The sequence below is a fragment of the [Rhizobium] kunmingense genome, from assembly GCF_977018605.1.
The window spans coordinates 568,394-589,150 of sequence record NZ_CDRNXG010000001.1 but is presented as its reverse complement, the minus strand read 5'-3'; the positions used below and the strand labels follow the sequence as shown (position 1 = coordinate 589,150).

At 57.7% G+C, this 20,757-nt stretch carries 23 protein-coding genes and 1 tRNA gene; 10 read left to right on the top strand and 14 right to left on the bottom strand.

What is annotated here, in order from left to right; all coding sequences use genetic code 11:
* Window positions 1-81: 81 nt before the first annotated feature.
* From AC0JZ4_RS03045 to AC0JZ4_RS03035, 3 genes are all read right to left on the bottom strand, one after another.
* Window positions 82-1,872, bottom strand: coding sequence for a DUF262 domain-containing protein (locus AC0JZ4_RS03045; RefSeq protein WP_471884982.1), 1,791 nt, complete (start codon window positions 1,870-1,872; stop codon window positions 82-84).
* Window positions 1,873-1,968: 96 nt separating this feature from the next.
* Window positions 1,969-3,315: a DNA cytosine methyltransferase gene (locus tag AC0JZ4_RS03040; protein ID WP_471884981.1), complete on the bottom strand. Its 1,347-nt coding sequence runs from the start codon at window positions 3,313-3,315 to the stop codon at window positions 1,969-1,971.
* Window positions 3,312-3,518 (bottom strand): hypothetical protein, encoded by a 207-nt coding sequence (locus AC0JZ4_RS03035; RefSeq protein WP_471884980.1) that lies wholly within the window; start codon window positions 3,516-3,518, stop codon window positions 3,312-3,314. Before AC0JZ4_RS03035 ends, AC0JZ4_RS03040 begins: the two co-directional genes overlap by 4 nt.
* A gap of 154 nt (window positions 3,519-3,672) precedes the next feature.
* Here AC0JZ4_RS03035 and AC0JZ4_RS03030 point away from each other — a divergent pair, with 154 nt between their 5' ends.
* The gene (locus AC0JZ4_RS03030) at window positions 3,673-4,158 is read left to right on the top strand and encodes a hypothetical protein (RefSeq protein WP_471884979.1); all 486 of its coding nucleotides are present in this window, start codon (window positions 3,673-3,675) and stop codon (window positions 4,156-4,158) included.
* Window positions 4,159-4,167: 9 nt separating this feature from the next.
* Here the strand turns inward: AC0JZ4_RS03030 and AC0JZ4_RS03025 are convergent, their stop codons facing one another.
* The 11 genes from AC0JZ4_RS03025 to AC0JZ4_RS02975 form a co-directional block, all read right to left on the bottom strand.
* Window positions 4,168-4,797, bottom strand: a complete 630-nt coding sequence (locus AC0JZ4_RS03025; protein WP_471884978.1) for a hypothetical protein — start codon at window positions 4,795-4,797, stop codon at window positions 4,168-4,170.
* On the bottom strand, window positions 4,794-5,981 hold the full coding sequence (locus tag AC0JZ4_RS03020; protein ID WP_471884977.1) for a relaxase/mobilization nuclease domain-containing protein: 1,188 nt from the start codon (window positions 5,979-5,981) through the stop codon (window positions 4,794-4,796). The genes AC0JZ4_RS03025 and AC0JZ4_RS03020 overlap by 4 nt, the downstream gene beginning before the upstream one ends.
* The gene (locus AC0JZ4_RS03015) at window positions 5,978-6,301 is read right to left on the bottom strand and encodes a plasmid mobilization protein (protein WP_471884976.1); all 324 of its coding nucleotides are present in this window, start codon (window positions 6,299-6,301) and stop codon (window positions 5,978-5,980) included. Before AC0JZ4_RS03015 ends, AC0JZ4_RS03020 begins: the two co-directional genes overlap by 4 nt.
* A 386-nt stretch (window positions 6,302-6,687) precedes the next feature.
* Entirely contained in the window at window positions 6,688-8,055 is a 1,368-nt protein-coding gene (locus AC0JZ4_RS03010; RefSeq protein ID WP_471887764.1) for a DNA cytosine methyltransferase, read from the bottom strand.
* A 96-nt stretch (window positions 8,056-8,151) separates the two neighbouring features.
* Entirely contained in the window at window positions 8,152-8,370 is a 219-nt protein-coding gene (locus tag AC0JZ4_RS03005) for a hypothetical protein (RefSeq protein ID WP_471884975.1), read from the bottom strand.
* Entirely contained in the window at window positions 8,367-8,720 is a 354-nt protein-coding gene (locus AC0JZ4_RS03000; protein WP_471884974.1) for a hypothetical protein, read from the bottom strand. Before AC0JZ4_RS03000 ends, AC0JZ4_RS03005 begins: the two co-directional genes overlap by 4 nt.
* A complete protein-coding gene (locus tag AC0JZ4_RS02995) occupies window positions 8,717-8,908 on the bottom strand; it encodes a hypothetical protein (protein ID WP_471884973.1) in 192 nt (63 codons plus the stop codon). Before AC0JZ4_RS02995 ends, AC0JZ4_RS03000 begins: the two co-directional genes overlap by 4 nt.
* A gap of 192 nt (window positions 8,909-9,100) precedes the next feature.
* Window positions 9,101-9,334 (bottom strand): hypothetical protein, encoded by a 234-nt coding sequence (locus tag AC0JZ4_RS02990; protein WP_471884972.1) that lies wholly within the window; start codon window positions 9,332-9,334, stop codon window positions 9,101-9,103.
* Between the two features lie 847 nt (window positions 9,335-10,181).
* Complete coding sequence (locus tag AC0JZ4_RS02985) at window positions 10,182-11,480, bottom strand: hypothetical protein (protein ID WP_471884971.1); 1,299 nt, start codon at window positions 11,478-11,480, stop codon at window positions 10,182-10,184.
* 585 nt (window positions 11,481-12,065) lie between these two features.
* Window positions 12,066-13,844, bottom strand: a complete 1,779-nt coding sequence (locus AC0JZ4_RS02980) for a DUF6538 domain-containing protein (protein WP_471884970.1) — start codon at window positions 13,842-13,844, stop codon at window positions 12,066-12,068.
* A gap of 82 nt (window positions 13,845-13,926) precedes the next feature.
* Window positions 13,927-14,001 (bottom strand) — tRNA-Thr (locus AC0JZ4_RS02975).
* A gap of 155 nt (window positions 14,002-14,156) precedes the next feature.
* On the opposite strand from AC0JZ4_RS02975, the gene AC0JZ4_RS02970 reads away from it, so the two are divergent.
* The 9 genes from AC0JZ4_RS02970 (at window position 14,157) to AC0JZ4_RS02930 (ending at window position 20,675) form a co-directional block, all read left to right on the top strand.
* Window positions 14,157-14,381 (top strand): hypothetical protein, encoded by a 225-nt coding sequence (locus AC0JZ4_RS02970; RefSeq protein WP_471884969.1) that lies wholly within the window; start codon window positions 14,157-14,159, stop codon window positions 14,379-14,381.
* Between the two features lie 109 nt (window positions 14,382-14,490).
* The gene (gene murA, locus AC0JZ4_RS02965) at window positions 14,491-15,783 is read left to right on the top strand and encodes a UDP-N-acetylglucosamine 1-carboxyvinyltransferase (protein WP_471884968.1); all 1,293 of its coding nucleotides are present in this window, start codon (window positions 14,491-14,493) and stop codon (window positions 15,781-15,783) included.
* 142 nt (window positions 15,784-15,925) lie between these two features.
* On the top strand, window positions 15,926-16,768 hold the full coding sequence (locus AC0JZ4_RS02960; RefSeq protein ID WP_471884967.1) for an oxidoreductase: 843 nt from the start codon (window positions 15,926-15,928) through the stop codon (window positions 16,766-16,768).
* A gap of 137 nt (window positions 16,769-16,905) precedes the next feature.
* Window positions 16,906-17,337 (top strand): DUF2948 family protein, encoded by a 432-nt coding sequence (locus AC0JZ4_RS02955; protein ID WP_471884966.1) that lies wholly within the window; start codon window positions 16,906-16,908, stop codon window positions 17,335-17,337.
* Between the two features lie 64 nt (window positions 17,338-17,401).
* Window positions 17,402-18,700 (top strand): histidinol dehydrogenase, encoded by a 1,299-nt coding sequence (gene hisD / locus AC0JZ4_RS02950; RefSeq protein ID WP_471884965.1) that lies wholly within the window; start codon window positions 17,402-17,404, stop codon window positions 18,698-18,700.
* Window positions 18,701-18,702: 2 nt separating this feature from the next.
* Window positions 18,703-19,176 (top strand): UPF0262 family protein, encoded by a 474-nt coding sequence (locus tag AC0JZ4_RS02945; RefSeq protein ID WP_471884964.1) that lies wholly within the window; start codon window positions 18,703-18,705, stop codon window positions 19,174-19,176.
* A 2-nt stretch (window positions 19,177-19,178) separates the two neighbouring features.
* Window positions 19,179-19,676, top strand: a complete 498-nt coding sequence (locus AC0JZ4_RS02940; RefSeq protein WP_471884963.1) for an arsenate-mycothiol transferase ArsC — start codon at window positions 19,179-19,181, stop codon at window positions 19,674-19,676.
* A gap of 130 nt (window positions 19,677-19,806) precedes the next feature.
* The gene (gene infA, locus AC0JZ4_RS02935) at window positions 19,807-20,025 is read left to right on the top strand and encodes a translation initiation factor IF-1 (RefSeq protein ID WP_004435948.1); all 219 of its coding nucleotides are present in this window, start codon (window positions 19,807-19,809) and stop codon (window positions 20,023-20,025) included.
* A gap of 29 nt (window positions 20,026-20,054) precedes the next feature.
* Window positions 20,055-20,675, top strand: coding sequence for a Maf-like protein (locus AC0JZ4_RS02930; protein ID WP_471884962.1), 621 nt, complete (start codon window positions 20,055-20,057; stop codon window positions 20,673-20,675).
* Window positions 20,676-20,757 lie beyond the last annotated feature (82 nt).

The window sequence follows — 20,757 nt, the reverse complement described above, 5'->3', positions numbered from 1 at the left end:
TCCCACCAACTGGTTCGGTCACCAGTCGTTGTAGATGAGACCGATTGCGCAGGAACTACAGTTATCGATTTCGAGTTAGGTTCAAGCATCCGCAGCCAACGTGCGTAGTTCGATGAGCCCATTTACAGCTGACGTGCCATAACGCTCGTCCATAGCCGTCCGCATTTCTTCAGGGGTTACTCCGACTGTCTCAAGGATCGTTAACAGCGAGTCTGAAATATGGCCCCACTGCGTTTTGTTCTGAGTACTATCGGGGCCCTTCTTCTCTTTAGTGACGGCCCTAACTTCGTCGACACTGCCAAGTAAACGATCTTGTTCACCAAGCATAACAAGAACGAAGCACGCCGCCAAACTGGCCACCGCGCCCAATTCTTCCCACTTCGTTCCGGATTCACGTTTGCTGCGGAAACGTGGATGCCATGCTCTGTCCGCGTTGGCATGGAGTTCGATGGCGGCGACCATGTCACGTGCGAGTTCAGTCAAAACTTGCGTCGCACGAAGCCGTGGGAGTTTCTTGTCTATCGCTTCAAGGAAGCTATCGATATGGCTGGCCGTCGATGGAGCGCGATAGTTCCCAGCTGTCCCGGTAGGATGCAGCAGCGCGGCTACCATCCAAAGGAGAACCTTTGTGCGTCTGAAGCGCGCGATGCTGAAACCCATGTCGGCAATTACGCTGTATGCAAACGTAGGATCAATGCCGGCCTCGACGGCGTACTCAGCCATCGAAGGGTCGGCGCGGTCGCCACCGATGAACAGCATCAACTGGACTATTTTTAGGTGGTTGTAGACTGCGTTACGAATTTCCTCGGCGTTCAGTTTAACGCCTTGTTGGTTGTATATCCTGAATACCTGATGGATGTCGCGGACCGCAGTGTCTTCATATCGTAGAATCGGGATACGATAGGGAGACGAGCTTGAGTCAAACAACTTGCGGACAGCGACCAGCTTTCCGCCGATCGGAGTCTGAACCTCCCTAATTTCGTCGTAAAACTTCCCTGAAAGCGCTCTTAACGGGTCTTTTTTTTCGTAGCTCCTCGTTTTGAACGGCAGGTAGTGCTTTCGAACGTCGTCCGGTGTGAGCGCATACTTTTTCGCGAATTGGCGGAAGCTTCTCTGAAACAGTTCCAGATCGTTCTTCTCCTTGGCAAACGCGATCGCAGATGGATGAGCTCCGACAAAACGTAGGATCGATGTTAGGCGTTGTTTGCCATCGACGATTTGCAGTTTGTCGTCGTCGGCAACCGTCGCGAGGATGATCGAGGGTAGAGGAATACCCCGTAGAATCGATTCAATCAGCTTTTGAGAGTCCGGGTTAGACCAAATGTACTCGCGTTGGTAAGGTGGGTTGAGGTCCAATTCCCCTTCGTGCGCGTGGCCGACAAACTCAACAATCGGCAGGGTATCGACGGTCGCTTTTATGTTCGGGGGCTCACGTACTTCTGGCTCGTCCCATTCCTGCTCCCAGACAGCTGATGCGGAGCTGCGGGATTCGTCATCTTCAAGCGCCTCAACGAATCGAGCGCTGCGTTCGTCAGCTCGGGCAAGCCGACCCTCCAAGGCTTCGACCCCCTGTTCGGTCATTCTGACGACGCCGTTCGAAACATTGAACAACAATTCGTCGGTATCCGGTGCAAGTTGATTAAACAGCTTCGCGGCGGTTGCGGACTCGGTTTCGTCCCTGCTTAGTGGGTCATCCAGCCAGAGCCAGCCTTGAATATCTACGACTCTGGTGAGCCAGCTGTTATCCTCGAAGCCTACGTCCCCCGCGGAGAATTCGGTCGGCGGCTTAGACTTAATATTGTCCGGGAGCTGCGTCCGACTTGAAAGGTTACTCAGGAGCCTTGCGATCTCGCCATTATCGATCTCGTCCACATTCCCTCCGGTAGGACATCAAAGACATCCTCTTTTCTCTTTTAAATTCCTTGAAAGACAATCTCAACTCGAAGCGGGCCTGACACGCCCCTGTCTTCAACTCGCATGAGCAAACTGCACGTCATCTTGACTTGCTATGCTAGGGGCCGATGCCAAAGATTTACTGGTGCTCGGTTCGGGGGACTGGCCGATTAAGTTTCGCGCGACAGCCTCGATCACAGTCACATTCACTGCGTTGCCAAGCGCTTTGTACGTAGCCCCCTGCGCTTTTGGCAAATGTGGAAGATCGCCCATACTTTGTAGGCGAGCACATTCCCGCATTGTCATGTAGCGGCGTTCCCAAGGTATGACTGGCACCTGACTGGTCGTGAGCGCTACCAGCGATGGCGCGAATGTAGGTCGCTTCGCCCGAATTCCAGATGCGCGGAACTGAATGAGCGTCTGCCAAAGGTCCCTCGGGCCGCCTTTCCAATTCCACTCGAGCTTCTGAAAGCTTGGGGCGAAGTCTTGTATTCTTGGAAGCCATTGGTCGATGGCGTATTTATGAGTTCGGTAAAATTGACGGTTCTGCTCGATGAACTGGATTTTCCATTCCGGAAATGTTGGTTCGCTACCACGCGCATAGGGTGGCAATGCTTCGAGAACCTCTTTGTCAGAAAGACCTCGCAACGGCATTCCAAATGCGCCGCGAAATTCACGGACCTCGGAAAGTCCTCGCCCCACTGGCGATCCGTCTCGCACCGGGTAAGTCGCTCCAAATTCCATGGCCCAAATTGGGAACGAGGGTAATTCGAGTCCGTTAGGCAGCGCGTCTAGCAAGCTCTGCCACACTTCGAGATAGCGAACAAAATGTTCAGGTAGGATACGTGCGCCTACGGGATTTTGGTCTAGTATCGTACGAATACTTAGGTCGTCACCCACATGCGTTGGCGCTGGCCACTGGAAAGATGCCAGTCCTTTGCGTGAGCCTACAATTATCGCACGCTCTCTTGTTTGCGGAACGCCAAACATGTGTGGTGACAGCTTACGAGCATCGACATCGTAACCCAAGCCACAGAGCCGTTCGTGCACTCTTTTCCAAGTCCTGCCTCCGTCATGGCGTAGGAGGTTCGGCACGTTCTCAATGATCACATACCTCGGCTCGTGGCATTCGATTATCTTGATCACGTAATCAAAGAGGTCACCCCACTGCGGGCAGTCGAAACCGAGTTGATCTCCAGCTTTCGAAAATGGCTGGCACGGAAAACCTGCACATAGGATGTCGTGAGGCGGTACTTCCGAGTATGAAACCTTTATGTCACCCTTCGGCTTGATACCAAAGTTTTCCTCATACAGGCTCGCCAACTCTGCGTTGAGTTCTGAAGCGAATACACACTCGTGACCGAGGCGGCTCAAAGCTTGGTGAAAACCACCGAGGCCCGCAAATAAATCAATGAACTTCATGTGTTTGGTCGATCCAATGGAAACGAAAGCTGGCGATTTGAGTATTGGTCGAGCAAATTTTTCACTGCTAGTTCAATCAAATACTGTTGCTTTAACGGCGGACGTTGCGCAGCGCAGAGTTCCTGCAAAGCGTCGTAGTCCGCCACCTCCAGGGCGATGCTAAAGCGCTTTCGTTTTGGATTCGGTTGCTGCTTCGGACTCATTACACCAATCTGCACCAACGTGGTGCAGTTGTCGAGTTCAGCCTAAGCGAAGGAACGCATTACGGCGCTGGACGCGCTAGATGTGGCCGCCTAACTTAAATAGTCTCCAGCGACTCACCGTGGTTTGGTGCAACCCGATTGGAAAGAGATGCCCATGATCAACCAAGTTGTCGAACGTGCGCTGAAAATCATCGAGAGTTGTGTTGATCCAAAAAGCCTTAGACAAATCGCTGCAAACGCCCGTCAAAGAGGCGAGTTAGATGTCGCGCGCGCAGCCGATCTACGTCTCTATGAAATCCTTCCTTCGGAAAAACCTGGCTCGCTCGAGTACGACGTGTGGCGTAGCATACACGCGCTAGAAGGCACACTCTCCAACGAACGTGGAAAGACAACACGCTTAGGGAGGACACGTCAAAAAATTGCCCGGGTGGGCGAGTTGGAGACTGTAAAAGACCTGATCATTGGCGCGAAAAAACCCTCCGAAGGGTTCTCAATGCTTATTGAGCGGCAGATGCCCGAACTGACATTCGAGGCTGTAGCCCTTCGGCATCCTAGTAGATTTGATGACGCGATGCTCAATTCCGCGGCAGAGAGATTACGGGCCGCAGGAGTTGAGGTTGATCGCTACATAGTACCTTGACCTGTTAGATCAGGGTGTCGGTGGTTTTGGATCATTGTGAGGGTCTTCGTTTCCGCCTGGTTTCGGTGGCTCTAGTCCGTACTTTGTCTCAGTGGACACTAAGGCGGGGTCGTCTGACTTCTTCTGGGACTCGATCCAGGCCAACGTGGCCTTTAACAATTGCACCTGGGTATCCTCGTCGCTGGCATCGGGGTGGAAACAGCGTGACAGGTCCGACCAGAGTTCTCGTTCTTCAACATGATTTAGCCAGTCCGCGGTTTCAGTAGGAATGAGCTTGCGTAGTTCGTCCAAGGCATCCCTTCTGGTGGCTCCACCTAGACGAATATGCTCGAATAGAAGACCGTAAGGCACCTTGCCCTTTTTGAGTACGATGTCGAGATACCGCGTCGGAATGCCGAGCCGGCGCGCGGTCTCGTTCTTTTGCTCCTGTCTCGGCGACATTGGCGGAGCAACGTAAGGCACGGGCATCGGCGATACGATCGGCATTCGCCCAAGCATCAAACCAAAGACCCCGAGCAGTTGCGTGGCGGCCGACGCTGCGGGATTGGTTGCCTGGACGCGGCGAGCTTCAAGCCAACGCTTCCGTGCCCGGTCATAACAAGTCCGTTGCCGTTTCTTTTTGTTATTTTCTGATCTCATGGCCCGATCCTCCTCGTAAGATCATAACCTGGCCTCTTGTCCTTGATCGGTTCCGCCGGCGTGAATGCGTCCCGAGTTCGCTTTGCCGCGGCGATCCGCAATGCGAGGCGATCCCGTTCGGGGGCGAACATCCACGCGATCGAGGCGGCAAGCTCCGCCGCACGTCTGAGAAGATCGTCCAGGTCGAATTTCGTAAGACGATTTAGAAACAGCCTCTCATTCGTCCGTGCTATCGACGTGGTAGGCGATCGACTTTTTCCGTGAGGCTTTTCAGCGCCGCCGCCTGTGTGTGTTGCGCGTCGAGAATGAGTCCCAGGATTTCCATGAGTTGCGCGATCCTGTCCGGTCCCTCGTGCGGCTTCAGGAGATCGAGGAGTGGCAACAGTCGTTGAGTATTGCGCTCCGTCGCTACGATCATGCTCCGGTACTCGGAGCGGATTTCTGTGGTGTCGTTCAATCGGGTTCTCCTCTTGTAGGTATTTCTCGAATTCGGCGCGCTTCACGCCGGCCGCGCGGCTCGCGGCGGAAACGAAAGCTCCACTGGCTATGGAAACCAGGACGGTGCCTTTCTTGCCCTCGGCCAGGCGAAGCCCTTGGCGGTCGAGTTCGGCACGAAACGCCGCGCCTCCTGCCAAAAAGGATGCCCTAATGGCGGTGCGGTCGAAACTCGGCGCAACGCGCTCCGCGCGTTTCCGGGCGGTGTCCGAAAATCCCTCTGCCTGATTACGGCATCTGTGCGTGCGCGTCGGCTGTACAGCTTCGCCCTGTTCCAGTTCGTAGCGTCTGGCTAGGTCTTCAAGACGCTGATAATCGTTCTTGCAATCGAGCACCCGCAACGTCACAGGGTCCACCTCTGCAAGTGCAACGTGGAAATGGGAGCGGCCGTTTTTCACATGTCGCACGATCAGGTGTGGGCGACTGGTGCCGACATGGAATTCCCTATCCACCGACTGCAGGAATACAGACAATTGCGTCGGCGTCATTTCGAGTTCTGGGGAAATCGACAGGTGACGAACGCTGTATCGACAGCCTCGCGCAGAGGCGAGCGCTTGAGCATCATGGAGGGCATTCCGATCGCCCGCCAGAATCTCGATCCGTTCATTTTCGTCGGCTTTGTCGAGGAGATGACGGGCGAGATATCGAATGCCGCCGGCGCGGTTGATGCGTGTCGTTTGGATGATCATTGGATGATCTCGCGGAGACGGCCGCGCAGCGCGTCAAGTTCGAGCAGTGCTTTCGCGAGTTCGGGATCGTGACCGGGCAATTTGCCCGCATTAGCACGGCGGGCCAATTGATTGATGTTGCCGCCAATGCGACCGAGTTCGCCCAAGGTTTGAGCCAACAGGGCAATGTGGGTAGCATCAAAGGACCGCTTAGGCATTCGGATGTTGAGCGCTGCGCGACGGATCAACTCTGATAATGTAAGACCTCGTGCGACGGCGAGGTCTTTCATTGCTGTCGCTTCGGTGTGGGTGGTCCGGACACGGATGATCTGATCCCGCATCGTTATCTCCTATTCGGTCCGTCTCGGACCGTGAGGGGGTTCACGGGGGAGCTTGCTCCCCCTGACCAGCGGCGTGTGTGGGCACACGCCATTGCTGGCTCCCCTTCTGTTTTCTACAGAGATGATGATGTCGGGACTCTGCCGGCGCAAATGTTGCACGGACCCATGCGGAGGATGATCGCTCCCGCTCACACATGACTTTCCCAGACTTTGGAATGGTGTCGCCGATCACGAGATGCCGCAACGAAGGTGGCGGAATCCTTGACTATGACGAATTCTGGCGGGTACCAAACATCATCCATGCCTCCGAATCGTGCTGTATGTGCCTCCCTGACGGTCGTTTTCTGGCAGGGAAGTCCCTAACAGGTCGATTCCTGGCTCCGATCTTAGGCGGCCCTTTTCAGTGACTTGCCGGCTTCCTGTTCAAGAGGGAGCAATGCGGCCAACCGACGCGGCTTTCTTTTCCTCTGAAGTTTTGATGCCTCGAATTCCGCAAGCACTGAAAGCGCCCGACGTAGATCGCTCTTCGTGTTCTTCGGAAGGGCATCGAAACCAGGCGCGGCTTCAAGGGCGAGGATTTCGTGGCCGATATCGGCGAACGTCCTACCGTCGAGAAGACGCCGTGCCCGGCCGACATTGGCTTTAACGTTGTGGGCCGTTGCCCGGTTTCGTCCGCTCCAGACAAGCCAATCGACAAACCGCCCCTCGATCGCGGGTACAGACTGGCCGCGCTGGCGCTCGAGGATGACTTCTCCCAGCGATTGTGCCACCGGCGCGGGCACGGCATTAGCGATCATCTGCAGGACATCACGCTTTGGTTTATCGCCCCAAACCCAGTCTGCAGGGAAGCCCTGGATTCGGGCAATCTGGTCGACCGTCAAAACCGCCGTCTCCGTTGCGATTACTGGATCGAGATGATGGGGCGCAGACAGATAACGCGGCGTCGGTCGTTCCCAGGATGTGCGGGTGATCGTAGCGATAGGCTCGTCGATCGAGCGGACTCCGCGTCCGCCGCGAACTGGCCGAGAATAAACGTATCCGTTTTCTAGCAAGGCTACGTCGGCGGGGTGATATCTGTGTCCCTCTGGAAGCGGTCGGATCGACCGTTCCCGGATTGTCGGTGCGGATTCATCGGCCGAGTAAAAGGAGCGTCGGGCATCGGACGTTGCCGGGAAAAACACAGCATCTGGCACCGCCGAGCCGAAAAACTGGCGCAACGTCATTGGTGCTGAGGATGCCTTCGCAACAAGGGCGGACTGAAGAAAACCGTCCTTCTCTCCCAATCGTCCAATCACGAAGAAACGCCGCCGAGATTGCGGAACCCCATAATAGGCGGCGTTGATTTTGGATTCCGAGAGTCCGTACCCGGCGCGTTTCAACATGGCGCGCGCCTCCGCCCAAGCTTCAGATTTTTGGGCTTGTGTCACATTTTCCATGACGAACCACTCGGGCCGCGTTGTCGTCACGATGACCGCGAACGCGATGGTCATGCTCGCATTTTTGCCTTCCTCGCGTCTGCCGGCGAGCGAATAGTCCTGACAGGGAGGGCCACCACACACGATATCAGGAGCAAGTGCGGAAATCTCAGGAATTCTGGAGAGAAGATCACTCAGATCAGCTTCAACGACATGTGGGCCGATATTGCGACAATAGGTTTCCACCGCGGCGGGCCAGGCATCATATGCCCTGACAACTTTAAATCCTGCATCGACGAGGCCGCGGGACATCCCGCCAGCACCGCAAAATAATTCCACTGCCCGCACGAAACCCCTGCCATGCTTTTCATGTACTTGTACATGATGTCTTTCGCACGCCAGGGGTTACGAAAACACGAATGTCACGTCGTACTTTCAGCGACCATTTCTCTCACGGTTCTCGATCTGCAGGATCAATTGCCATGTCTGGTCAAGCCGCGCCCGAACCTCGACCAGTTCCCGGAAGACGGCATATCCGTCATTAGTCCCGAGGTCGGAGAAACGATCTGCAGCAGTCTGAATTTCGCGCTGAAGGCGGGAGCATTTATTGAGGTTCAACGGGAACTTCCGCGTGGGGATGTCCGTGAATTTCATTGGCTTGCCTCCGCTGTCGCGATAGACTGCTGACGGGCCGACCGGAGCGCCTTCGCAAGCGTTTCATGAGCCTCGTAGCTCATTTCATCATCAGTGATTTTCTGGACGTGCCACCAGCGACGATCGGGATGCCGTCGGCCGCCTCTGGTCACGTAGTCTCCGCCGAATTCGAGCACGTCGCCGACCTGAACGGCTTCAAGGTCAACAACCTCGCCAACGGCCCACAGAAACGTTCGCTCGCAATTTGCAACATTCTTGCCGCGTACGATTGCGCCCCAGTTTTGGCCGCGCCGGTGATTGCAATAAGCTGGATTTTCGATGGATCGGCCATCGAGTTCGATTGTTGTCATTGTCGTTTTCCTCCCTCTTTGAGGGCAGTTTCAAGAAGGTCGGTGACGAGGGCGCGGATTGTCGTTTCACGCTGCGCGACGTGTATTTTGAGCGTCATCATCATGCCTGGCGGAAGCTCAACCGTAAGCCTTTCGGCATGGCTCCGCCCTTCCCGCCGAAGCGAGTTGTTCCTTGTTTTTGTTTCCATTTCTAGGTTTCCTGTCTCTGTGAGGATACGTCGTTGTGCGACCCCACATCTTCATGCTGACGCCGATATTTCACGGTCACAAGGGGGCTGGCGCATGTTTGTGAAAAAAGATTGAGATGCCCGATAGGGCGGCAATGGATGCCAGAATTGTCGCGGCCTACGATTGATCTGCGCCGCACTGGGCTGAGTGCTTCAGGTTTGAGCAAAGCGTCGGACAGCCTGAATACCGTCGCGCTCGATCTCCCGACGTAGGTTTTCGGCAACACCAGGAAGACGTGATCGACGGACGAGATGCCGCGTGGATGCGGTTTCCACGTAGATCGATGCGACGTATCCAATGAGGCATCCGGCGGCATCCTGATCGTGGAATTCCTCAACCCGAATGTTGTACGTCAAACCTTTGAATAGGGTCGATCTGATCGACATGATTTGCCTCGATTTCCAACGTTTCCAGCACCTTGATTATAATTCTGGCAATAGAGGAGCCCAGGGAAACAACGCGTGAGAGTTGCAACATGCCGGATGTGCGGTGAGCGAAGTCAGTCAAATTCGAGGGATTTCGGCTCCTGGCTTGTTTCCTGTTCGATGCGGGCCGCCGGCCGCGAGAACCCGCTCCGCAGGGGCGGCCGAGACGTTCCCCGTCCCGATGCTTCAAGGATGCCATCGCGCACAGCGGCAGTCACCCAGAAGGGCCGAAACAGCGTGGAGGATGTCCGACGGACATTGACAGAGGGCGCACGATGGCCGGCTTGCGCGTCAGGGCAGGGGGAGATTTCGGGAGGTATCAGACTACGTCTGAAGGGCTTATTAGCACTGTGCGAGCCTCCGGGAGCCTCATTTTTCGATGCCGATGCCCGAAATCGCGGAATCCGCCCTTTAGCGCGGTTTTACGCGACCATGAGAGACATGAGCATATCGGAGCCCCAAGCATAGCGACCCAATAGGGATGAGGCGGGAATTCGCGCATGTGGTATTCGGAATAGGGGTAGCCGCAGGAAGGGTAGCAATGCGCCGCCGGTAGGCGGACCCTGGGACCGACTACGCCCGATACCGCATTCCGTTTCTGGCCTATGGCGCAAGGTCACATCATTACCATGCCCGTTTTTCGGCTCCGCGTATGTGGGGAGCGGCAGAGCAAGAGAAGAAAGATGATTTTTATAGGATCGGGTGGGGGTGCAAGCACCCCCTGGCCTTCGGCCTCCCCCAAGCCTCGGTAAACATACCATACACCGTGACGAATCGTGACGGATGCTGTGTTTTCTGATCGTCGTGACTATTGCGTGTCGACGCGGGCTTCTTTCATGGCCTTGGAAATCTGCCCCGTCGAAACTCCGAAATGTGCGGCGAGGTCATCGCGGTTCATGCCGTTCTTGACCGAAAGGTAGAGGCACTTCCTGCCGAGTTCCAGTCGGGCGGCCCTCTGCTCGCCCTGGTCTTTCGCGCCGCGTCGGCGGCGACTCTCCGTCTGGCGCATAGCTCCACGTTCACGGCGTCTGTCCGTGTCGATGAGCACCCGGAGGTCGGCGGCACGCATTTCCTCGGGTTCGATCTCAAGCCAGTCGATTATTGTATCCGCGCGCATTCTGTAGCGGGCATCGGCCTCGTTGCCGTTATAGGGCATCGTCTTCCCAGAAGCGGCCTGTCGTGCGCGTTTCACAACGGCGCTCAATCTGGCCTTGGACTCCGATTCCGACCAGCCCGCCGATTGCATCGCAAGTATACGGATTTCCCGCTCCATGTCGTCCACCGCGTCTATCCAGGAAAGAGCGTTCGCCGCGATGAAAAGCCAGATGTCACGCTGCCCTGGCGGGAGTGTTCCCGTCTCGGGACTGCGGCATCTGCGAAGGTTCTGGAGGTCATCGTGAACGGCGGACCAGTACGTCGCGCCGGTTAGCTTTTGGATCGTCTGTTTGGTTCGTCCCTCACGCTCCTCCTTGCGGGCGGCACGCTCCGCCCGGAGCGAAATGATTTCGGCCTGAGTGTAGGGCAGCACCTCATCCGCGAGCGTGCCAAATACGTGACGTGTCGGCGCATCTGGTGTTCCCTGACACCAGATCATACCGACGTGACGCCGATTCCAATCGGCTCGGGAGTTGGTGCTTCCAGAAAGTCGGAAGACGCGCGCGGCATCGAGCGCACGCTTGTCCGCGCCAAATTTGGTAAGCGCGCCGGCCAAGGTCTTTTGCACCTGGCTCCAACGCGGCAGAGCCATTGGCGGTAGGAGTTCTGTCAGCCAGACGCATACCAGACCGCGGCCCGTCGACAGGATATAGGATGGAAGCGGTATGCCGTCTTCTCCGAGTTTGTGGAGAACCGCTGCGGCAACATCGACGGGCCGCTTTTCCTTCCACTGGGCAACTTGGTGATAATCGAGATCGATGTAATTCGAGCCAAGGGCCGTGAGGTCCGCAATGCCGCGCCAACGGCTGAACACCTGTTGACTGATATACACGTCCTCGCCGCCGGCTCGAAGGATTTGCTCGGCTTGAAGAATAGCATCGCCGCCAACGGGGACGGTCCATTCCTTCCAATTCTTCTTGCCGTCCAGCACGCGCTGCGCGAACGACACCACGCCCTTGCGGACACCGTTACGGCTTCTGGTATTCTCGGGGTGGAGTGCTTGCAGATGCTGTCGAGGACCAAAGGCCTCATAACAGAACGTTCCGTCAGGCCAAAAATGTTGACAACTTTCGCGGGGTAAAGTGGGGCTCTGATCGGCTGGGATATGTCCCAGCCTCGCGATCACTCAGCCGTCAACGGCAGCTTTACAATGCAGAAAAGATCGTTCATCATTTTCGAACATTCCCAAGAAAAACCGCTGGAGGGTTGCGAGCCCGTGGATAGCGGTTTTTTCATGCTCACCTGCATCTACGCAGCGGTCAAGCGTCAATTAAAATCTACAGAATTTGGGCTGAGACGCGAACTCTAGGTCTTCATCATCAAGTACTTGTACATGAAGCGAGATCGGCGGTAGGTTCTGAAATGTCTACCCTTGGAGGCGACCAAGCGAGCATGGGACCTCGGATGTAAAAGCTTGCCCATCCGCTGGTTCTTCAGGATATGCACACCCTACGTCCGCTCACCAAAACTGACGATGTCCTTCTTTTGCTGGTCCAGACAGGTCGAGCAATAGCGGTAGAACGAAGTCTGATAGGCTCTATCGATTTCTGGCGGCTAGCATACGGCTGAAATCGAGTTCTTCAAATGCGACCTTTTCAAACTCTGCATGGAGCGCTTTCAGGCGCACCTTGCCAGAGCCATATCGGCCGGCCATTCCCACATTCGAATGGCCCTGAAGGCTATTTACGAAATTTACCGAGATATCGCTGTCGAGAGCTTCGTCCTCGAAAGTGTGACGGAAGCTATGGAACGAGTTCTTTTCAGTCTTAATGCCTAGCTTTGCGAGGAACCGACCAAACCGTGAAGAATATGCGGTGGAGTAAGTGCCATTGGATGCACGTGGAAACTCAGGAAATAGCCGCGATCCTTTTTTCCGTTGGGCCTCCGCAAACTCCCGGATACCGAGCCTGATAAGCATTGAGTGGACGGGAATTTTTCGGACGGCATTCTTCGACTTGACCTTTTGCCCCTTCCGACGTGCTGTAATCTTGAAATGCAGGATGCCACGTTCTTCGACGAGGTCATCTACGTCCAGTTGGATGAGTTCACCAGAGCGGGCTCCTGTGAAGAGACCGATCAGGGGAATCCAGTAAATTCCTTCGTTGTAAGGGATATGTTCGCCTGCCGTCTGCCAAGCCTTCGACGATCTGCAACCTGTGAACACGGGTGCGTCGAAAATTTTCTGAAGTTCCTCGGTGGTGAAAGGGTCACGCTGATCAACCGCATCTGTCTGCCCGGTGAGCTTCATTCCCTCAAATGGGTTTGTATGCACGTCATCATACTGTTTTTTTGCCCAACCCCATAAAGCTTGGACAAACCCTATGTTCTTGTTGATGGTTGACTCATCAACGCAAATGAATGGTAGCTCGGTGCCTGCGAGTTGAGTTTCTGCAGTGATCTTTTTCACTTTCGATATGATTTCAGGAAAGCTTAGACCGACGAAACTCTTCTTGAGAAACTCCGTTCTCGGAAGCGAGAGGTAGGCTTCCTTAAATGCCTTGGCATCTTTTTTCTTGTAGTCGGATAGCGGACGGTCACCTGCAAGCGCTAGGAATCGCCGTGCGGCTAATTCGTAACTTCCCGCTGTTTGCGGACTCCATGCCGCTCGCTTTTTCTTGCCGCTAGCTCTGGTTTTTTCGGCAATCCACTCATCGATGGCAACCGACAGTAAGGGTATGTCCGCCGGTTGTTCGGAATTTGATGTGCGGGGGGAAATGTATGCTGGAAACTTTTCGGCTTCAGGGTCAGGACTGTAGTCGCCTCTAGTAGCCATATTGTTAAGCTTGCCGCGTGCGGCATAAATTGCTTCGTCGACATGTCTGCGTAGCTTCTCGCGACTTTCTGCACGCAGACGATATCCTTCTCGAAGAAGGAACGCGTCGATGCGGCCGATATTGTGGTCTTCGTGTCGCTGCCGCATTCGAGCAAGGACCATATCCACTAGGGCCTGGTCTTTTGTCAGCGGGATCATTTTTACATCCTTTTTTCCAAGCCTGAAGCCGTCAAAGGAATGTTCGCTGAAGTTCGCTTTTGGATTATCCTCTTGTTCCGCGATCATCTCGCGATAAATCTGTCCAGCAATAGCAAGCGACTGCTTATGTGTTAGCTCGATTTCTCCCTGTCGAAGTCGTGCCCACCGCTCCTCCACTTCAGCTAGCGCCTTTGCGAACCTGACCTTCGCTTCTGCTGGGTCCCGTGTCCTCAAAGAGAACTTCTCTTCGGTCTTTTTCAGGATTGGGCGAAGGTCATCTGGCACGCCCTTACGAAACCAATAGACTGAGTTGCGGAGTAAAGGGGACGCCATTCTGATACTCATCGTTGTACCACCGTTTTGTACCAGTCGGCGGTAACGAAAAGCCTAATTCCTCAAAGGAATAGCGATTTCAATGGGGGAGTGATGGTGCTGCTAGAGAGATTTGAACTCTCGGCCTCTCCCTTACCAAGGGAGTGCTCTACCCCTGAGCTATAGCAGCATTCAGGCGGCGCGGTTTGTTCCGCGTCGTTGGTGAGCGGCCTATTGCCATAGGTTCAGGACGAGCGCAAGCAGCAAATTCCAAGTTATTTCACGCGGCATGGGGAAAACCGCCGTGACGCTTTTGTTTGCCGGGCTTTTTGGCTAAGGAAGTCCATGGCCGAAAATGACGACAGCAACGAGACCGACCGCCGCGAGCGTGCCCGCAAGGCGCAGGAAGCGCGCGAAGCGGACAGAAAACGCAAGGCCGCAGCCAAGCTTCGCGAAAACCTGATGCGGCGGAAAAGCCAGTCGCGCGCCCGCCGCGCCGGAGAGGCCGACGAAACACAGGGTCTGCCGGCATCTTCACCCGCCGCCGCAAAATCGGACGAATCATCCTGATCTACTCCGTGCAACGGGGTCTTTTCCAGGATTTCACAAACATTGATGAGCCGGGGCTTTTCGTCTAAGGACGCGGCCTTGTGCGCTTGAGAGGGAAAGTTTTTCAACCATGGATCGTATCCGCATTACCGGCGGCAATGAGCTGAACGGCATCATTCCGATTTCCGGCGCCAAGAATGCAGCCCTGCCGCTGATGATCGCCTCGCTTCTGACCAGCGACACGCTGACGCTTGAAAACGTGCCGCATCTGGCAGATGTCGAGCAGCTTCTGCGCATTCTCGGCAACCACGGCGTCGACATTTCCGTCAATGGCCGCCGCGAAGGCCAGGCGGAAACCTACGCCCGCACCATTCAGTTCACCTGCCGAACCATCGTCGATACGACCGCCCCTTACGAGCTGGTCTCCAAGATGCGCGCAAGCTTTTGGGTCATCGGCCCGCTTCTGGCGCGTGAGGGCAGGGCCCGCGTTTCGCTGCCGGGCGGTTGCGCCATCGGCACGCGTCCGGTCGATCTCTTCCTCGAGAGCCTTGCCGCGCTGGGTGCCGAAATCGAGATCGATGGCGGCTATGTCAACGTCTCCGCTCCGAAGGGCGGCCTTGTCGGCGCGCATTACACCTTCCCGAAAGTCTCGGTCGGTGCGACCCACGTTCTGATGATGGCGGCAACGCTTGCAAAGGGCACGACCGTCATCGACAACGCCGCGCGCGAGCCGGAAGTCGTCGATCTCGCCGACTGCCTGATCGCCATGGGCGCCAAGATCACCGGCGCCGGCACCCGCACCATCACCGTCGAAGGTGTGTCTTCGCTGCACGGCGCCCGCCACCGCGTCCTGCCCGACCGTATCGAGACCGGCACCTATGCCATGGCCGTTGCCATGACCGGCGGTGACGTGACGCTCACCGGCACCCGTGCCTCGCTGCTCGACAATGCGCTCGATACGCTGCGCCTCGCCGGTGCCGAAATCACCGAGACGGACAGCGGCCTGCGGATCGTCCGCAACGGCAACGGCATTCAGCCGGTCGATATCGTCACCGAGCCCTTCCCCGGCTTCCCGACCGACCTGCAGGCGCAGTTCATGGCGCTGATGACGCGTTCCTCCGGCGTGTCGCATGTCACCGAGACGATATTCGAGAACCGCTTCATGCATGTGCAGGAACTTGCCCGCCTCGGCGCAAAGATCTCGCTCTCGGGCCAGATGGCGCGCATCGAAGGTGTCTCGAAGCTCAAGGGGGCACCGGTCATGGCGACCGACCTGCGCGCCTCCGTCTCGCTCGTCATCGCCGGCCTTGCCGCCGAAGGTGATACGATGGTCAGCCGCGTCTACCACCTCGATCGCGGCTTCGAGCGTCTGGAAGAAAAGCTTACCCGCTGCGGTGCGATCGTCGAACGCGTCAGCGACTGACCCGGCGAACGCCATTGTGATTTTTGCGGAAAGGGCGGCAGGTCAAAACCTTGCCGCCCTTTTTCGTACGCCTATGTCAGTACGGTATCCCACCCACCATTCCGCCTCATATTCATGATCCGGTTTTCCTCGGAGTTTTTTCATGTCCAATGCATCTTCCCCCGTCTGGTTCATCACCGGTTGTTCAACCGGCTTCGGCCGCGAGCTTGCCAAGCTGACGCTTGCGCGCGGCTGGCCGACGATCGTCACCGCCCGCGACAAGGCGCGGCTTGCGGATCTGGTCGAAGGCCATGAAAACGCGCTCGCCGTTGATCTCGACGTCACCGATCAGTCGCAGATCGAGGCCGCGGTAAAGGCTGCCGAAGAAAAATTCGGCCGGATCGACGTGCTGGTCAACAATGCCGGCTATGGCTACCAGGCCTCGATAGAGGAAGGCGATGACGCTGAAATCCGCGCCATGTTCGATGCCAATGTCTTCGGCCTCTTTGCCATGACCCGTGCCGTGATGCCGGGCATGCGTGCACGCCGCATGGGCCATGTGCTCAACATCACCTCGCAGGCAGGCTTCATCGGCTTCCCCGGCTCCGGCTATTATGCGGCAAGCAAGCATGCGGTCGAAGGGTTCTCCGATGCGCTTGCCGCCGAAGGTGAGTCGATCGGCATCAAGGTCACCTGCGTCGCACCGGGTCCCTTCCGCACCGACTGGGCCGGCCGCTCGCTGAAGCAGACGCCGGTGGCCATAGCTGAATATCAGGAGACTGCCGGCGCCCGAATGAACCAGACATCCGGCTATAGCGGCCAGCAGCCGGGTGACCCGGTGCGCGCCGGCGAGGCGATGATCAAGGTGACCGAGGCCGCTGAGCCGCCGCGCCACCTCGTGCTTGGCGAACTTGCCTATAACGGCATCACCGGCAAGCTGCAGCAGCGCCGCGACCAGATCGAGGCGTGGAAGGATGTCAGCCTGTCCGCCGACTTCCCCAAATAAGCGCCAGCGCCGGCAGGTGATCGTGCGGGCGGCCGCGCCCTGTTGTTTCTTGGTCGCCGCCATCCTATCTCCAGCGTATCGGAAAACGAGTGTCCCGCATTGCTTTGCGGGCCGCTCCAAGCATGGAAACAGGACGAATGACCGCGCTGAAGCTTCTCGCTCTCGATACGGATGATCTGGGTGTCATCTCGGCCCATATGCAGGATGCGGTGTTCAAGCTTGTCGACACCCGCTGGTCGGCCGCGGAGAAGACCTTCTCGCTTGCCGCCAACCGTTTCGACTGGGAAGCGTCCACCGGCAAGCGCAAGGGCTTCGAGCGGCATCGCGCAGCCCTCGTCCTCAAACGCGTCGAGGCCGTCCGCTCCACCGGCGTCAACCGCGCTCGTCGCGATGAGGTGCTGTCGCTGCTTGCCGTCCGCTTCGTCCAGAAGGGCGAAGGCCCGGAAGGAACGGTCGAGCTGCTGCTGTCCGGCGGCGGCACCGTTGCTTTGGATGTCGAATGCATCGAAGTCGCACTTGCGGATATCGGCGGCGCGTGGGAAACCGCAACGAGGCCGCACCATCCCTGATCGCCGACCCCGATCACCGACTGCTCCCGGCCTGATATGATGATGGCATGGAAGGACGACCCGCGTGGCAAGCTGGCTTGAGCAAACATCCGAGGATTTTGAAACACGGTTTACCGCGTTTCTTTCGACCAAGCGCGAGGTCTCCGAGGACGTCAATGTCGTGGTCAAGGCGATCATCGACGATGTGCGCGCCCGTGGCGATGCTGCACTGATCGAATACTCTTCGCGTTTCGACAAGGTCGACCTCGCAATCGCCGGCATCCGCATTTCGGAAGCAGAGATCGACGCGGCCTTTGCCGCGACGGATTCCGCCGTGATCGATGCATTGAGGCTGGCCGCCGAACGCATCGAAAAGCACCACGCCCGGCAAATGCCGAAGGACGATATCTACGAGGATGCGATCGGTGTCGGTCTCGGCTCCCGCTGGACGGCGATCGAGGCTGTCGGCCTCTATGTTCCGGGCGGCACCGCAAGCTACCCAAGCTCCGTGCTGATGAACGCGGTGCCGGCCAAGGTCGCCGGCGTGCCGCGTCTCGTCATGGTCGTGCCGGCCGGTGGCGGGAAGATCAATCCGGCCGTGCTGGCCGCCGCCCGCATCGCCGGCGTCACCGAAATCTACCGTATCGGCGGCGCGCAGGCCGTGGCAGCGCTTGCCTATGGTACGGAAACGATCGCGCCTGTGGCAAAGATCGTTGGCCCCGGCAATGCCTATGTCGCGGCCGCCAAGCGGCAGGTCTTCGGCACCGTCGGCATCGACATGATCGCCGGTCCGTCTGAAGTGCTGGTCGTGGCCGACCGCGACAACGACCCGGACTGGATCGCCGCCGACCTTCTCGCCCAGGCGGAACACGATGCCGGCGCCCAGTCCATTCTGATGACCGACGATGCGGCGTTCGGCAAGGCCGTCGAGGCCGCCGTCGAGCGCCAGCTGAAGACCCTGTCGCGGTCCGAGATCGCCACCGCCAGCTGGCGCGATTTCGGCGCCGTCATCCTCATCGAAAGCTTTGAGAAGGCGCTGCCTCTGGCAAACCGCATTGCTGCCGAGCATCTGGAACTCGCCGTTGCCGATCCCGATGCGCTTCTGCCGGGCATCGTCAATGCCGGTGCGATCTTCATCGGCCGCCATACGCCGGAAGTGATCGGCGACTATGTCGGCGGCTCCAACCACGTCCTGCCGACGGCGCGCTCCGCCCGCTTTTCGTCCGGTCTCGGCGTTCTCGATTTCGTCAAGCGCTCGTCGATCCTGCGCCTCGGCCCCGATCAGTTGCGGCAGCTGGCGCCGGCGGCGATCACTCTGGCCACGTCCGAAGGGCTTGATGGGCATGCGCGGTCGGTATCGATCCGGCTCAATAGCGAGGGCTGACCATGGGGCAGGGGGCGTTTCGTCTCTGTGATATCGTGCTGGACGATAGCATCGGGCGGTCTACCCCTGACGTGGAACACGAACGCGCCGTGGCGATCTTCGATCTTGTCGAGGAAAACTCGTTCACGCCATTCGGCCATGGCGGCGGTCCCTACAAGCTGAGACTTTCGCTGGCCAATGCTCGGCTCGTGCTGACGATCACGACGGAAGGCGATGAGGATGTGGCGACCCATATCCTGTCGCTCACCCCCTTTCGCCGCATCATCAAGGACTATTTCATGGTCTGCGAGAGCTATTACGAGGCGATCAAGACGGCCACACCCTCGCGCATCGAGGCGATCGACATGGGCCGGCGCGGCATTCACAACGAGGGCTCGCAGACGCTGATGGACCGCCTCGACGGCAAGATCGGCGTCGATTTCGACACGGCGCGGCGGCTTTTCACGCTCGTTTGCGTGCTCTACTGGCGCGGCTGACCATGGCATCCGACGCACCAAGCCCGAACCGGAAGCAGACGATCGGCATTCCGAATGCGATCCTGTTCATGTGCGGGCAGAACTCGATCCGCTCGCCGATGGCCGAGGCCATTGCAAAAAGCCTGCTGCAACCCGATATCTACATCCAGTCGGCCGGCGTTCGCTCCGGTGAGCCGGATCCCTTTGTCGATGCGGTGCTGGAAGAAGTTGGCCTGACGCTCAGCCGTAATCGCCCGCACCGGCCGCGCACGCTCGAGGAGATCGAGGACAACTTCTTCGACCTGATCGTCACGCTGGCGCCGGAGGCGCATCACCTGGCACTGGAACTGACGCGTACGAGCCCGGTAGACGTCGTCTACTGGCCGACGATGGACCCGACGGTCGTGACCGGCACGCGCGAACAGCGGCTTGATGCCTATCGAGAGGTTCGCGACCATTTGTGGAAGCTGATCGACAAGCGTATGAAGCCGATCCGACGCCCGCCGCCGGCAAGCATTTGAGCGCCTGAAAGATTAGCTTTCAAGCTAGGTTCACAAAGGCGACACGATTGTGTAGTTTCCGCCCAATTTTGCGGCGCAGGTCGGAGAATCCGATAGCGCATGCGTTCAACCACAGAAAGAACACCAGTAAATGGCTAAAGAAGAAGTCCTTGAATTTCCGGGCGTTGTCACGGAACTGCTGCCGAACGCGACCTTCCGCGTAAAGCTTGAAAACGAGCATGAAATCATCGCCCACACCGCAGGCCGCATGCGCAAGAACCGTATCCGCGTTCTTGCCGGCGACAAGGTTCTCGTTGAAATGACGCCTTACGACCTTACCAAGGGCCGTATCACCTACCGCTTCAAGTAAGCAGAACTTCCGGCAGGGCATGGCATTACATGGCGCTTGAGCAAAAGCTGATACTGGCATCCGGTTCGCCGCGCCGCCTCGACCTGCTCAATCAGGTGGGCATAGCGCCCGCGCGCCTGATGCCGATGGATATCGACGAGACGCCCAAGCGGGCCGAGCATCCGCGCTCGCTGGCGCGTCGTCTGAGTGCCGAGAAGGCCGAAGCAGCCCATCGGGCGGTAAAGGACGACCCGACCTGGCGCCACAGCTACATCCTCTCGGCCGACACGGTCGTCGCCGTCGGCCGGCGTATCCTGGAAAAGACCGAGTATACGCAGGAGGCGTCGTCGGCGCTGCATCTTCTCTCCGGTCGCGGCCATTGGGTCTATACCGGCATATGCCTCGTCACGCCCGGCGGCCAGTACCGCCAGACGGTGGTAGAGACCAAGGTGCGCTTCAAGCGGCTCTCGACCCGCGAGATAGAAAACTACCTCGCGTCCGGCCAATGGCGCGGCAAGGCGGGCGCATACGCTATCCAGGGCATTGCCGGCGCCTTCGTGCAGAAACTTGTCGGCTCCTACACCAACGTCGTCGGCCTGCCTCTGCATGAAGTGACGTCGCTTCTCGCCGGCGAAGGTTTCGACGTTGCGGGAGCCTGGCCAGAAGTTTGACCGACCGGGAACGGCGCGCGGAGCAACTCAATTCCAGCAGGGATTGCAAGTGGTTTCGCGAGGCAGCTGCATCGTCGCAGAT